Source organism: Galbibacter kalidii (assembly GCF_026241135.1).
Classification (GTDB): domain Bacteria; phylum Bacteroidota; class Bacteroidia; order Flavobacteriales; family Flavobacteriaceae; genus Galbibacter.
On record NZ_JAPFGA010000005.1, the window covers coordinates 218553 to 233958 of the forward strand.

8 protein-coding genes are annotated in these 15406 nt (G+C 38.3%); 6 read left to right on the plus strand and 2 right to left on the minus strand.

Going from position 1 to position 15406, the window contains the following annotated elements; all coding sequences use genetic code 11:
* The first annotated feature begins 6 nt into the window (after window positions 1-6).
* The 6 genes from OOZ15_RS07715 (at window position 7) to OOZ15_RS07740 (ending at window position 12575) form a co-directional block, all read left to right on the plus strand.
* On the plus strand, window positions 7-1698 hold the full coding sequence (locus OOZ15_RS07715; RefSeq protein WP_265955560.1) for a fasciclin domain-containing protein: 1692 nt from the start codon (window positions 7-9) through the stop codon (window positions 1696-1698).
* A 98-nt stretch (window positions 1699-1796) separates the two neighbouring features.
* A complete protein-coding gene (locus OOZ15_RS07720; protein WP_265955562.1) occupies window positions 1797-3254 on the plus strand; it encodes a fasciclin domain-containing protein in 1458 nt (485 codons plus the stop codon).
* A 21-nt stretch (window positions 3255-3275) separates the two neighbouring features.
* On the plus strand, window positions 3276-6440 hold the full coding sequence (locus tag OOZ15_RS07725; RefSeq protein WP_265955564.1) for a SusC/RagA family TonB-linked outer membrane protein: 3165 nt from the start codon (window positions 3276-3278) through the stop codon (window positions 6438-6440).
* Between the two features lie 24 nt (window positions 6441-6464).
* Window positions 6465-8222 (plus strand): RagB/SusD family nutrient uptake outer membrane protein, encoded by a 1758-nt coding sequence (locus OOZ15_RS07730; protein ID WP_265955566.1) that lies wholly within the window; start codon window positions 6465-6467, stop codon window positions 8220-8222.
* Window positions 8223-8282: 60 nt separating this feature from the next.
* Window positions 8283-9656 carry a DUF4998 domain-containing protein gene (locus OOZ15_RS07735; RefSeq protein ID WP_265955567.1) on the plus strand — a complete coding sequence of 458 codons (1374 nt, stop codon included), beginning with the start codon at window positions 8283-8285 and terminating at the stop codon, window positions 9654-9656.
* 441 nt (window positions 9657-10097) lie between these two features.
* Window positions 10098-12575 (plus strand): glycosyl hydrolase 115 family protein, encoded by a 2478-nt coding sequence (locus OOZ15_RS07740; protein ID WP_265955569.1) that lies wholly within the window; start codon window positions 10098-10100, stop codon window positions 12573-12575.
* 376 nt (window positions 12576-12951) lie between these two features.
* Here OOZ15_RS07740 and OOZ15_RS07745 read toward each other — a convergent pair whose 3' ends face one another.
* Both OOZ15_RS07745 and OOZ15_RS07750 read right to left on the minus strand, forming a co-directional pair.
* Window positions 12952-13164: a T9SS type A sorting domain-containing protein gene (locus tag OOZ15_RS07745; protein WP_265955571.1), complete on the minus strand. Its 213-nt coding sequence runs from the start codon at window positions 13162-13164 to the stop codon at window positions 12952-12954.
* Between the two features lie 230 nt (window positions 13165-13394).
* Window positions 13395-14957, minus strand: coding sequence for a Fic family protein (locus OOZ15_RS07750; RefSeq protein ID WP_265955573.1), 1563 nt, complete (start codon window positions 14955-14957; stop codon window positions 13395-13397).
* Window positions 14958-15406: the final 449 nt, after the last annotated feature.

Genomic DNA, 15406 nt, shown 5'->3' on the forward strand with positions numbered 1-15406 from the left:
TAAGTCATGAGAAAAATATTCAAATTATCCGGTTTATTGAGACTTATGTTTTTGACTCTTTTGGCAGTTGTGATTTTTAATAATTGTTCCCCGGAAACATATAAAGAGTCTACAGATGAAACCTTAAATATTACTGAATATCTAAAGGACAATACAGACCAATACTCGTTATTTCTTGAAATTTTAGATATTACAGGGTATTCTGAATTTATGAATACGTATGGCACTTACACTTTGTTTTTGCCTACAAATGGGGCTGTTGACAACTACATGACAGACATAGGCGTAAGCTCACTTAAGGACGTTCCGTTAGAAGATTTACAAGAATTGGCAAAATTACATATCCTGGCTGAAAAATTTGAAACCAGATCGTTTACAGATGGAAAAATAGCCACTCCCAGTATGCAAGGACAATTCATAATTACCGGTGCAACAAACACTAGTGAAGGTTCCAGTATTACAGTAAACAAAGAAGCTTTAATAACCCAGTCTAATATAGAAGTGGGCAATGGTATTATACATGTAATAGACAAAACATTAAGGGTTGCAGTAAAAACCCTGACAGAAACCATAGAAAGTGATGCCTCGCTTTCCATTTTTACAGAAGCGATAAAAGCAACCGGATGGTATGATAAATTAAATCAACCTGTTACTTATGACCAGGATAGTGTTTCCAGTCATTTAAGTGTTATAGCACAAACAGACGAAGTCTTTATGAAAGCCGGTTTTAATAATTTTGAAGAATTAAAGGCACGTTATAGCCATTTAAATGAGCCCACTAATCCGGAAGACAGTTTAAACCTATATGTAGCTTACCGTATATTGCCGGGATTAAATTATTTAGCCGATTTGGCTGTAACACCCACAATGCTTACAAAAGCACCACTTGAAGTAATAAGTATCAAACTTGCTTCAGATTCCCTCTTGATTAATGAAGAAACTTTTAATGGTGTATTTGAAAAAGGAGTTGAAATAAACAGACCTCCTAGTGACGTAACTGCCTCTAATGGGGTTGTTCACTTCGTTAAAGACAACTTTTTTATTAAGAAACGATTACCGGCACCCGTTTATTTTGAACCGAGTGATCAACCAGAGTTCAGGCAGTTGAGTTCAGTCTATGGGGTTCCGGGGATGTCTGCATCTCTATCAGATGATGAACTGGCCGATGTTACATGGGAAGGAAGCCCTAGTGTTACTTATGAATGCTTTGATCTTAGTAGTTCTAGCCGACCTGCATGGCACGGTGACGTATTTGACATACTTCGTTTACGCGATTCGTATATAAACAACATAGAATTTACAACACCGGTAATTATTAAAGGCCAATACAAAGTTTGGATATCTTATCGTAGAAATGGTAAAGCGCCGAGTTCAGTCCGTACATATTTTAACGATGAACCCTTAGCAAGATTATTTGACTTTACGGAGTGGGGTGATAGTCAGACCCCTGAACGTGTTTTAGAATCTCAAGGGTATAAACGCCACATTACGCCTTACACAACTAGATACAACTCAAAATTACTAGGTGTTATAACTGTTGAAACAACAGGAAGACATAAGATTAGGCTAGAGTCGTTAACAGGTTCCGGAGGTAATAGCTGGATAGATGTTATAGAGTTTAGGCCTATCGATATGGATCAATTATATCCAAAATTTGAAGCTGGAGGGGACGGACTTATCTATGAAGGAGAAGAATAAATGTGAATTTCCTGTCTGCCGACAGGCAGGCACCTGTCCTTTGAAAAAACGATAAATATTAAGAGATGAAACCAAATATTAAACATATTCCATCAAGGATGATGATATCAATAAACAAATATTCGAAAGCGATGTTGGCAGGTATGACCCTTCTGACTGTAGTTTCATGTTCAAATCCGTGGGACGATCATTCCGCAAATTCCGATGAAAACATCGAACAAACTTTAGGTGATCGTTTAACAAATGACTCTCAAACCACGGAGTTTGGAAAACTACTTGAAGAAACCGGTTACGATCGCATATTGTCAGGTTCAAAGACCTATACGGTTTGGCCTCCGACCAATGAAGCTCTTGCATCCGTGCCTCAAGAGGCGCTTAGTGACATGAAAAGTAAAAAGCTGTTTGTACAAAACCATATAACATTAACGGCTTTTTCATCCGTTTCAGAACAAGATACAGTTACCGTGCAAATGCTTTCCAATAAGTATTTAGAATTTAAAAACGGTGCTGTAATATTTGATGCTAATGTGATTACGACAGATCAATATGCTTCAAATGGATTATACCATGTTATAGATAAGGCATTGGTGCCACAACAGAATGTTTGGGAATATCTAAAAAGTAACGCAGGTAATAAAATGAGTTCCTATCTGTTGTCCCTTGATGAATTCAATATTTACCAATCAGATAGTACAGCTAAGGTCAGGGCTAAGTCAGAACCCGGTTTATATGCAGATTCATTATCTAATTCATATTTAAAAAATGTTCTTAACCTTAACAATGAGAAAAATAAGTACACCTTTTTCTTATTGGAAGATGATGGCTACGATGCAGAAGTTGAAAAACTAAAACCTTATTTAATAAAGAGCAATGAAGATTCCACTACAACCTATACTAGTTATTTTACAGCAAGGGATTATGTTTTTCATAAGGCCATAGCCCGTGAAAACCTTCCTGACACCCTTGAGTCGCGCTTTGGGGTTAAAGTACCTATTGATACCGATAATATTGTAGAAGAAGTACATTTAAGTAATGGTGTTGTTTACGTTATGAGTACTTTGGATGTACCCCTTGAAACAAGATTGCTCACTACACAAATTGAAGGTGAAGATCCGGAAGGCTTTAGTCATGGTGATAAACGGGGCAATACTTATTACAGGGAAAAAGAAGATTTAAATGGTATTCTTTTTTATGATATCATGGTTCAAAATCACGGTGAGCCGGAATTTGCAATTTATTACAATACAAGGGACCTGTACAGCACAACGTATGAAGTATACTGGAGGGCGATTAACGATATTCAGGAAAATACATTTGAACAGCGTTTGCGCTTTGGAGGAACTTTTGACTTAGAAGGAGAGGTTGTCGATCCTATTGCCACATTGGATTATACTGATGTAGGGCCAGATGTCTATGACGAAATTTTTATAGGAGAATTTACCCTGGAAGAATCAGGCGACCTGGATCTAATATCGCTCATTGCTGCCAACACGGGTAGTAATGGCGATAATACGTTAACCTTGGATTACTTGAAACTAGTTCCAGTTATTAAATAAATGTCTTTTAAACCAACTATTATGTTCAAAATATTACAACTAACCGGTCTATTTTGCATACTGCTAATCGGTAGTGCCGGTTCGAATCTATATGCTCAAAATGTTTCAGATTCTACCTCGATAAATTCTCAATCCAATAAGGGTATAGAAGTTAAAGGACTAATTAAAAGTGCTAAGACAAGTGAAGGGATTTCAGGGATTAATATTTCTGTAAAGGATTTTTCTGCGGCAATATCAGAAGACGACGGGAATTTTTCTATAAATGTCCCACATTTAAATGTACTACTTACAGTAAGTGGTGAAGGCTATCAAACTAAGGTTTTCCCTTTAAATAATAGAGAAAGCGGTATTGAAATATGCCTTTTTGAAGAGAATTATTCTCAATTTTATCAAACTGCTACGCTGCCCGGTAAAGAGCAATTACAATATACCACACCAAATGCAGTTAAGGTTACAAATTTAGAGGAAGATCAATGGGGAAATCCTGTTAATCAATCAATAGCGCCCTTTTTACAAGGCCGTATGGCCGGCCTTAATAGTGTTCGGAATTCCGGTGTTCCCGGAGCCGGGGCTTATTTAACAATAAGGGGTTTTAACTCGCTTTATGCAACCAACAAACCATTAATAGTAGTTGATGGGATGGTCTATGATGAAGAAGATTACGGTTCAGGTATTCTTCAATATAACAGTTCTTCCCCTCTATCTATGATAGACGTAAAAGATATAGAAGATATTACAGTTTTAAAAGACGGATCTTCCCTTTATGGTACAAAAGGGGGCAATGGTGTAATCATAATTACTACTACACGTCCAGTTGAATTAAGTACAAAAATTGATTTTACCATGTATGGTGGTATCAATGAAGATCCGCAACAATTGCCATTATTGAATGCGGCACAACACAGGATTTATTTATCACAATTATTGGCTACCCGGGGGGATAGCCAAGAGCAAATTGCCAATATGCCCTGGATGAATGATAGCCGTCTAGGTGAATCTTTCTATCAGTACCACAACAATACAGATTGGCAAGACCAAGTATTTAAAAGCAGTACCAACCAAAACTACTATTTAAAAGTCAGAGGTGGGGATGATATTGCTAAATTCGGTCTTTCTGTGGGGTACCTTAATAGTGAGGGAGTTATAGGTGATTCAGGCTTAAAGCGATATAATACACGACTTAATGCTGCTTTACGTCTTAGTGAAAAACTTTTGGTAAATACTAACCTCTCTTTTATTTATAACGAAGAGAACCAATACAACCAAGGGCTCGCATATAAGACCAGTCCTATGTATCTGGCACTCACCAAATCCCCTTTCACTCACACAAATGCTATAAACAGCAGTGGTCAGGTATCCCCTAATTTATCAGACGTCGATATTTTTAATATAGGAAACCCTATTGCTATTATTGAAAACGGTATAGGGATAAACAAAAATTACCGTTTTAGCGGAAATTTGAATTTTAAATATAGTTTTAGTGATTCCTTTACAGCAAACCTTATAGGAGGATTGACTTATAATAAGGAGCGTGAGCGGTTTTTTATTCCGGATTTTGGTATTGCAGATATTACACTGCCTACAGCAATTGCAAATAACCGTAGTGGTAGTGAAACACAACGTTATTATTCGCTGTTTACTGATGCATATTTAAATTATAGCAAGAGCAGTTTAGATTACAAACATAATTTTGATGTACGTCTTGGCCTACGTACACAAACAAACGAGTCTGAGAGTGATCTTGGTTTAGGCTTTAACTCTGCTACAGATGACTTTACCACTGTTGGTTCCGGAAGCAACCTTTTAAGAATTGTCGGAGGTGCTATAGGAGAGTGGAAATGGATTAATGGATATTTGAGTGCAGAATACAACTACCTAAACAAGTACTACTTAACACTTAACTCAGCCTATGATGGTTCCAGCCGTTTTGGGGAAAAAATTGGTTTTTCAGGCTTGGGATCGTTATCGGGAGCTTGGTTACTGTCCTCTGAAGATTTTATGAAGGATGCATCCAATATAGATTTATTTAAACTAAGAGCTAGTATTGGAGTAAGTGGCAATGATGATATAGGCAACTATACAGCACAGCAACTTTATGTATCTCAAAATCTATTGGGCCTCCAAGGTTTGGTCAGGGATAACATCGGGAATCCGGAATTAAAATGGGAAGATGTTATCAAATATAATTTAGGAATCGATATAGCCTTATTTAACGAGCGCCTCAATGCTACTTTTGATGTTTACCAAAACAAAACTACAGATATGATTACATATGCGTCTACAAATTCAATAAGTGGTTTTGATTATGTAGTGTCTAATAGTGGTAGTATGATAACCCACGGTTACGATTTTGGTGTTAACGGCAGGCTGCTAAACACAGCTGATATAAGTTTTGACCTGGGCGTTAATATAGCAAGATATAAAAATGAAATCCGAAGTATTCCAGACGATCGAATATTGACAGAGTTTGGAGGTGCTACCTACATAACCCAAGAAGGGCAAGATGCTAATTTATTTTACGGTCATCAAGCCAAGGGTGTTTACAGCACAACTGCTGAAGCTGATGCGGCTGGCTTGTTACGTCGTATGGAAAATGGAAGTTTAATGCCATTTGGAGGTGGTGATATTATTTTTGAAGACCTAAATGGCGATAAAATAATTGATGAAAACGACCGCAAAGTTATAGGTAATCCCAATCCGGATTTTACAGGAAGCTTTAGTGCTAAATTCAGTTATAAACGATTGAGTATTTCAGGTTTGTTCAACTTTTCAGTTGGAAACGACCTCTACAATGGTGTACGCCGTAATTTAGAGCAAATGAGCGGTTATGAAAACCAGAGTTATGCTGTAAAAAACCGTTGGGTGGCTGAAGGGCAACAAACTTCAATCCCAAAAGCAACTTGGGGCGATCCTTTGGGGAATGCTTCTTTTTCCAGCAGATGGATAGAAGATGGCTCCTACTTAAGGTTAAAAACACTTGTAGTGTCTTATGATGTTGATGTAGACTTAAACCATATTAAGTACATGAAACTTTATGCCAGTGGTAATAATTTATTTACCCTGACAGATTACCTAGGTTACGATCCTGAGTTTAGTGCCACATCGTCTATTTTTGGACAAGGAGCCGATCTGGGGCTTATGCCTCAATTTATGACCATCCAACTGGGGTTACGCTTAGGACTATAATAATTTAAATTTTTAGAGTAAAAGATGAAGACAATAATTAAAAATACCGGGAATAAAATTGCTTTAGGAGCCTTAGCAGTTCTTTTATGTTTTACTTCTTGCCAAGAGTATCTTGAAGTAGAGCCCCAAGACAAATTGAACGAAGACCAGGTTTACAACGACATCTTTGATGCAGATGCAATCGTAGTTGGTATTTATGGTAAATTTATGGGACTGGCCAAAAAACACATTATCCTTAACGAATTAAGGGCAGATTTAGTTAGCCCAACTGATAATGCCGATGGATACCTACGGGAATTGAATGAGCATTCGGTTAGTAAAAATAACACTTATGCCAATCCCAAGGATTTTTACGAAGTAATCAACAACTGTAATGATGCACTTGAGAATTTTAAGATTATGGTTGAAGAAAACAAAATGGAGATCAGTGAATTTAATGAACGCTATTCCGATATAGGCACTTTACGCAGTTGGCTTTATTTACAATTGGGCATGCACTACGGGGAAATCCCTTATATTACTGAACCGGTAGAAAACATTGATGATGTACAAGACATAAGCCAATATCCGAGAATTCCTTTTGATCAGTTACTTGAAGAACTTGTCGATTATATAGAATCCCTTCCTTACACTGATCCTTACAACACTAATAGCACACTTGTTATTGATGTAGATGGGTATAATACTGCTAAGTTTTTTATCAATAAAAATTGTCTTTTGGGAGATATTTATTTATGGGATGGTAATTATTTACAAGCAGCATCACACTATAAAACCGTATTGGAAACAGCAAGTTCGAGCGGTAATGATTCAGACCGTTTTGATATTTATCGTATCAAATATGCCGATGTTGTTAACCACAACGATTTTGCAGTTGGATATACCAGGTTTGCTGAACAAGATGCTTCATCATTGGTCAATAACAATACCCAAGGTTGGAGATCGATGTTTGCAAGGGAGAAAGATCGCTTATGGAATACAGAGTGGATATGGTCTTTACCATTTGATAGTAATTTTGCCCCAAAGAATCCATTCCTTAATTTGTTTTCAAACAGTGGAGGGGATTATTTATTAAAGCCATCACAACATGCTATGGACATATGGGAAGAGGAAGTGCAGCAAAATGGTGTTCCATATGACGCCAGGGGAAAGAAATTCTCTTATAATATGATTAATGATCAACCGGTCATCATGAAATATCTCTTTAAGCACCTTGATCCAATTAGTCAGTTACCTGTTGATGAATTCCAAACTGCAGGAGACTGGTTTTTATACCGGGCTGCTAAATTACATTTACGATATGCTGAAGCAGCAAATCGCGACAACCAACACAAAATTGCAGATGCCTTATTGAACTATGGAGTTCGATCTGCTTATACCGTTGAAGGAGAAACCGATAAAACAGATATAGAGCAAACACATCTGCCATTCCCTTATGATTTTGATGCCCGAAATGGGGATTTCCCACGATATAGGGCAGACTGGCATCGTAATGGAGGTATACGGGGACGTGCATATTTAGAGCGTACAGAAGTAGTAGGGGATAGTTTGATTTCTATAGAAGGTAACCTTATCAATGAATCTGCCAAGGAGTTGGCTTTCGAAGGTAACCGTTGGGGCGATCTAGTACGTATTGCAAGAAGAAGAAATGATCCCTCCTTTTTGGCAGACAGAATATATCAGAAATTAAGCCGTGAAGGAAATTCTAACGCAAGTGCAGTTAGGTCTAAACTTATGAATCCTGAAAACTGGTATTTACCATTTGAATGGGGAGTAGAGTGATGAAAAATATGCATGCACAGCAATAATCAGTTATTTCAATTACATTAAAATGATAAAACAATGATACCTAAACAAAAGCATTTAATAAAATTACTACTGTTTTTTCTATTAATCAGTACGTTTTCCTGTGAGGATGAATACCCTGTGTTGAATAATCAGGAAACCTCTTTAGGTGGATTAGAATCCCTGGAAATCAGGTCCGGCCTCAATAAGGTTCTGTTGAAGGGTGTGGTAAAAGACCCAAATGTTTCAGAGGTCAAGATCTATTGGAATGGGAGATCAAAATCTCTTGTTGTTCCTGTGAGCACCTCTAGCAAAGTAGACACAATACAAGAAATAATTGATAATCTGGAGGAGAAAATTTATATTTTTGAAGCTCAGACTTTTAACGATGCAGGTGAATCTTCTGAAGTTGTTTCAGCAGGGGCACAGGTTTTTGGTTCTGATTTTGTCAATAATGCAGGGAATCGAGAGGTGCTTGGGAATGCATTAGTCGATAGCCTCCTTGATGTTACTTATAGTCTGGCTGATAAAACCAGTGGGATTATTGGTACAAAATTTATTTATGAAAACACCTCCGGAGAAAGTAAGGAACTTTTTTTAGGTCCTGATGATAATTCTATTTCCATTTCCGATTTTAAAAGCGGGTCGTCTTATAAATACCGTTCACTTTTTGTTCCATCACTTTTAGCCATAGATACGATTTATAGTGAGTATGCTGAATCTACACCGGTTCCTATGCCTAAGCTGGTGTTTGTAACGGATGATTCCAATGATAATGAGCAAATTGAATGGTTGCGGGAACAAGGCTTTCATGTGACCACCTATTATAATTCCTCCTTTGGCTCTGCTCCCCAGGAAGATATTGATATGTTAAACGCTGTGGATTTGGTTATCATTGGACGTAGCGGTAACTCAGGGGATTTTGATGGAGAGGAAAAAACAGGCTGGAATGCGTTAACAGTTCCCCTTATCCTGAACAGCCAATGGGCAGCAAGGGATAATCGGATGAACTGGTTTAATAATGATGGGAACCCTGCAGCTTATGACCCCGGAGGAGGAGCTATTGTTCGAGCCCAAATTCAGCAACCGGGCGATATAGCTTTTGAAGGTGTTACCCTTGATAATAATTTACTGCCATGGTTAAATACACCCGTAAACTTGCTATACGTTGATAGTACAACTCCAACCAATGGAGAAGTTTTGGCAGTAGGCGCTCCCGGCGATGCCGAGAGTGAAGAGGGCGGAGCTATGCTGTTTGTGCGCTTCGAGCTAGGGACAGAGTTTTATACAGGAGCTGGTGATGCACCTGCCGGACCCAGAACCTACTTTGGTTTTGGAGCTGATACGGATGCTTCTTACTACTGGCAGCTTACTGATGAGACAAAGCAGGTTTACCTTAATGAAATCAAAAGAATGCTGGAACTGTTTTAAAGCAAAACCCGGGCTATTAATTAAAAATCAATTGAACTTGATTGTTAGTTAGCTTTTTATTTAGTTGTTATCCTGAATGCCTGCTTGAAGTAATTTCAATGTACAGCAGTTTCAAATATTGAAAAATACTTTGGTAGGCTTAGGGATACAGCTTAATATCTGGCATATCAATCAATAAGAGATATAAAAAACATTCCATGCAGTTTGGTTAATTTAAATTTTCTGTGGACATGGAACCACAGAGGTATTCAAAAACTGCCCATACCGTAAAAGATATGGGCAGTTCTTTTAAAGATATCATTTTTTTTAACGAGATTATTTTAAAATCCTTTACTAGATAGGGGAATTTTTGTTAACAAGGATAGAGCAGGATACGAAAAAGTGAGATAATAACTACTTTTTCACTGTTTTTAAACATTTGAAAAGAAATAAAATACACACATGAAAAACATACTTTTTATACTATGTAACTTCTGGGTCGGTTTAACTTTTGCCCAAAGCATTCAACTAAGTGAGCAGAAAAATGATTTTCCTTTGGTTACGGCGTCGGAAACCACAGCCATTTTTATAGATGGCTCTGATGCTGAGGTGGTGGGGATTGCTTCTAAAGCACTTGCAAAAGACATTGAATTGATTACCGGGAAGAAACCTGCCGTAAATCAGCAAAATAAAAAAGGGGAGCGCACATCACTCATTATCGGCACTTTGGGGCAATCCAAATGGATAGACAGAATGGTGGCTTCAGGTAAGATTGATGTAACCGATATTAAAGGAAACTGGGAAAATTTTAAGCTCATCACGGTAGATAAGCCAATAAGAGGAGTAAAAAAAGCGCTTGTTATTGTGGGTAGCGACCGTAGGGGAACGGCCTTCGGGGTGTTTCATCTTTCTAAAATACTGGGAGTTTCCCCCTTAGTTTGGTGGGCAGATGTTTTACCGGAAAAACGAAACGAACTTTACCTCACAGCGGGGAGCTATACATCGGAAACCCCTTCTGTAAAATTCAGGGGGATTTTCCTAAACGACGAAGATTGGGGGCTTCAGCCCTGGGCGGCGAAGAATATGGATACCGATGTAAAAGATATTGGTCCTAAAACCTATGCACGTATTTTTGAATTGCTGTTAAGGTTAAAAGGAAACTATATCTGGCCGGCAATGCACCCCAGTACTAGGGCATTTTATTATTACAAAGAAAATCCTGTGGTAGCCGATAAATATGCCATTGTTGTTGGTTCAAGCCATTGTGAGCCTATGTTGAGGAATAATGTGTTTGAATGGAAAAAGAACTATGAAAATGAATATGGAAACAAGCCTAAAGAATGGCGCTATGACCTGAATAAAGAGCAGATTCATGAATATTGGGAGGACAGGGCCAAGGAATCAAAAGGTTTTGAATCGGTTTACACTATTGGTATGCGCGGTATTCACGATGGTAGTATGCCCGGACCAAAAAACCGGGATAAAAAGATCAAACTGCTTGAAAAAGTGATACAGGATCAGCGCAGTATCTTTCTCGATCAATTTAAAGAGGAAGTCGGGAAAATTTCCCAGATTTTCTGTCCGTATAAAGAGGTGCTGGGATTATACCAATCCGGATTAGATTTACCTGAAGATATCACTATTGTTTGGGCTGATGATAACCATGGTTATATCCGTCAGTTATCAACACCGGAAGAACGGGCGAGAAGTGGTAAAAGTGGGGTTTATTATCACCTTTCCTATTGGGGACGACCAAGGGATTATTTATGGTTGTCGAGCATTTCCCCAAGTTTGATTTCTTATGAAATGACCAAAGCTTATACCTATGGAGCCGACAGGTTATGGGTTATTAATGTGGGGGATATCAAGCCAGCCGAATTGGAAATGGAATTTGCATTAGATTTAGCCTGGGATGTAGACAAATGGAGTCCGAAAAGGGCACATCAATATACATTAGAATGGGCAAAACGGACTTTCGGAGCGCAATATGCTGAACAGATATCCGGGATAAAAAGAGATTATTACCGGTTGGCACAAGCAGGAAAACCGGAACATTTGGGCGATTTGGAATTTACCAAAGAGGAAGCCAAAGAAAGACTTGTAGGATATCAAGAACTATCTGCTCGGGTGGATACACTTAAAAATAATATTCCTGAAAGACTTCAAGATGCCTATTTTCAGTTAATCTACTACCCTGTTCATGGTGCAAGATTGATGAATGAAAAAATCTTTTACGCTCGTAAAAGCCTTGACTTGGCCGCCAAGGGAGACGATACTGCTATAGAATACAGTCAAAAAGCTGAAACAGCATTTGAAGAGATCAAAAGATTGACGCGAGTTTATAACGAAGAAATAGCAGGAGGGAAGTGGAATGGCATAATGGATTGGAAACCACGAGACCTTGGGGTTTTCAAAATGCCTAAAGTTGCTTCTGAAGGAGATATTAAAAAAACAGTTGAAGGAGGGGAGGTTAAAAGATCCCCTAAAACAATTGTGGTAAATGTAAATAATCCGGTAGCACAATCAGATCAACTGGAAATTATCAAAGAACTAGGACCGGCAGAAGCAGCCATAACGCGTACAGATCTGCTTGGTGAGTCGTACAAGGAAGAAGAATTGGACAAGGCGCCTTTTGCAACCTATGAGGTAAATCTCGATCCTGGAACCTATCAATTAGAAGTAAGATGCCTGCCAACTCATAAAATCAACAAGAATTTCAACTTGACTTATGCAGTAGCTGTAAATGGGAATAAAACCGAATTAAAAGATGTCCACAGTCGCAGTCAGACCAGGGAATGGTCCGCAAACGTATTGCGAGGTTATTCATCTGAAAAAAGTTCGTTTACCATAACCAAAGTAGGAAAACAACAAATCAAGTTGCACCTGCTTGATCCGGGGTTGGTCATTGGAAAGTTGATAATTTCTAAACAGGGCATATAATTTTAGGCCTCCTATTCATTTTTCTGTGAAAAACTTCTCAAAATTGCTCAAATCCATTTCGATAAATCTTCTTTTGTAGACCTAAAATTCACAGTAATACAAAAGCTATAAATCCCATTTTTTAGTCAAAAATGCCCTGATTTTACTGGGCTGCCTAGGCTTTTTAGTCAAAAATAAATCAAAAAACGTTACATTGATAAATTACTGAAAGTCTCGAAATCTATATGAACAAAGGGGATTTCGAAGAAATCAGAATCAGTAATATCGCTTTAGCGTGTTACCTTCTTGCTCTTCCCTATAACAAATTAGAGGTTACCCCTATGATTAGGAATAACCTCTAATTCTATTTGAGAGTTTCGTTTCTAGTTGCAAAAAATTATTTCTTTACTAATAACTGTGCTTCTCTCCCTTTTTCTCTATTAATCTCTAGAATATAAACACCCACAGCTAAAAAGTTTATATTTACAACTGTTTTATGAGAAGTTGCGGACACTATCATTCTTCTTTTCCCTGTTATATCAATTATACTAATCGTTTCGTTTCCTGAAAATCCATCAGGCAATCGCCTGACTGTCTTTTTTATTTTCATCGCTTAAGTACTTGGCAGTACTACACCCTAAAAATAAAAAATCCAACCACTTTCGCGATTGGATTTTCTTGGTCGGGATGACAGGATTTAAACTCTAAATACAACCCTCTCTATACCAGTATTTTATGTCTTTATTTTGAAAATAGGACATCAATTAAGACATCAACGAGAGCGTTTTACGCTTTCTATGTTACAAATCTAATCAAATGATTTCAAATAATATTATACGGCTATTTTTTGTTTGGTAATTCCGCTGCGTTTTTACCTTTCATTCTTTCGCTGACCAAATGTCCCAAGAACTTTACGAACGGTTCGATATTCTGTTCCACACTGGCTTCTTCCAATACTTGCATATATTCGTCTCGATTCTCTACAGGGATCACCGTCCATGGATAGCCACCTGAAGCCAACATTGTATTCATCAGGAATCTGCCCATACGACCGTTACCGTCCATATACGGGTGGATAAAAACAAAGACAAAATGGCCCAGTACAGCACGTACAGAAGCCTCAGACTCTTCCTCTAGCAATTCAAATAAGATAAGCATAGCATCACGCATGGCATCCACATTTAATGGAACATGTTTGGAATTACCGATATACACTTGGTGGTTGCGGTATCCGGATAAATCGGAAGCCTTCAACAAACCTACCACTACACTTGGGTCAAACAGCTGTCTGTACCATACAGCATGATCTTTATCGACCTGTGCCCCTGCATTTGCGCCTCCCAATATTGCTTTGATGCTCTCCTTTACAGATTGAAATGCCTGATAATAACCCCGGGCAGCCATAGCATCACGTTGTTTCCGATCCGCTTCGTTTTCCTTAGTGTCCCATTCACCCGAACTCACTTTTTTAATCAATTCGGGGGTTACCCGATATCGCTCAATCGACAGCGAATGGTAAGCATCTGTTACGTATATATCGTCCACGTCCTTCATATACGATTCATGGTCGGTCTGTATACTTGGGGCTTGGGGGAAATTGGCTATTACTACCTCACGCATCTGTAACCATATCAAGCGGATACGGTTGGCATAGGGCGAACGCTCCCTTGGGGACAATTTTAATTCCAATCTCATGTCAAAAGGATCTTCTTCACGGATATCATAATCGGCCTGTTTGAAGGTTTCCACAATCTGATCAGCTATCCTGTCACGTTGGATGTTACGAAAAGCCCCTGCCAGCCGTCCAGCCAATGTGGTATGTCCATTTTCTAATAGTATAGGCAGTAATTCCGAAGCATCCCTTATCAGGGACAATGTGGTACGGGCATCGATCGCGTTGTGTACATACACCGGTGCCCCGGCATAGATGAGGGAAGCCTGTAAATTATACATACGGATACCTTCTTCTGTTATGGTCTGTTCAGCAGGTGGAATGTCGGTCTTCAAATTGAACAGGGAGGTATTATGTGGTAACGGAGTTGATTTATTATTACCTTTAGGCGACCGTACAAATAATTGCTGTGGTACTGTTCGATTTCCTGCATGAAGTAGCAAGGACTGGTCTGCCGAAAGGCACCAATCGCCTCCATATTTCCGATGAAGAAACCGTGCTATAAATTCCCAATATGAACTGTACCATGCAGTGGTTTCACCATCTTTCTCATTGGGATCTGTGGCTATATACCATCCTTTGGTAACTTCGCGTATAAAACCATTTTTAACAAGCAACTGGCGATGTTTAACATTAGGAATATCATCAGTATGTATTCCCACCATGCCTTGATCCTGTATCCCTTTAAGAAAGGTAAGGGCTTCTACAAATCGTTCTCTGGGTGTTGCCATGTTTTTGTATTTACTTATCAATTTTTTCTTTGGGCTAAAATCAGTTTTTCCTATTGTGCTAATCTTAGCAAGATCAAATGTACTAAATCTAGTAAACATAAGCGTGATAAAATTAGTAAATATAAATCGGCATGCTTTGGAAAGCACAAAATTTAACAAGGATTAAAGGCTGAATATAAAGTTACCTACAAACATATATAAGGAATGATTATTTTGATAGGATAGCATGAAAACCAATTACTTTTCATGAAAAACATTTATTTTATTGATTCTTTCATGAATTATAACTACTTGCTTTTGGTGCTTCTCTATTTTATTTATCCCTTCCCATAAATTCCATTTAAACCCCTTTAATTTTGCCAATTGTTAGCAATGCATCCCAAACCATTGGCAAAGGTAGCCACACGCCAACCGCATTTGCAAGGCCGAGCCCTTCGGGATGCCGAACA

Bases quoted from the DNA above. Each gene is read 5' to 3' on its own strand.
- OOZ15_RS07720 (WP_265955562.1), top strand. From the start codon at position 1,797: ATGATGATATCAATAAACAAATATTCGAAAGCGATGTTGGCAGGTATG.
- OOZ15_RS07725 (WP_265955564.1), top strand. From the start codon at position 3,276: ATGTTCAAAATATTACAACTAACCGGTCTATTTTGCATACTGCTAATC.
- OOZ15_RS07735 (WP_265955567.1), top strand. From the start codon at position 8,283: ATGATACCTAAACAAAAGCATTTAATAAAATTACTACTGTTTTTTCTA.
- OOZ15_RS07730 (WP_265955566.1), top strand. From the start codon at position 6,465: ATGAAGACAATAATTAAAAATACCGGGAATAAAATTGCTTTAGGAGCC.
- OOZ15_RS07740 (WP_265955569.1), top strand. From the start codon at position 10,098: ATGAAAAACATACTTTTTATACTATGTAACTTCTGGGTCGGTTTAACT.
- OOZ15_RS07715 (WP_265955560.1), top strand. From the start codon at position 7: ATGAGAAAAATATTCAAATTATCCGGTTTATTGAGACTTATGTTTTTG.
- OOZ15_RS07745 (WP_265955571.1), bottom strand. From the start codon at position 13,164: ATGAAAATAAAAAAGACAGTCAGGCGATTGCCTGATGGATTTTCAGGA.
- OOZ15_RS07750 (WP_265955573.1), bottom strand. From the start codon at position 14,957: ATGGCAACACCCAGAGAACGATTTGTAGAAGCCCTTACCTTTCTTAAA.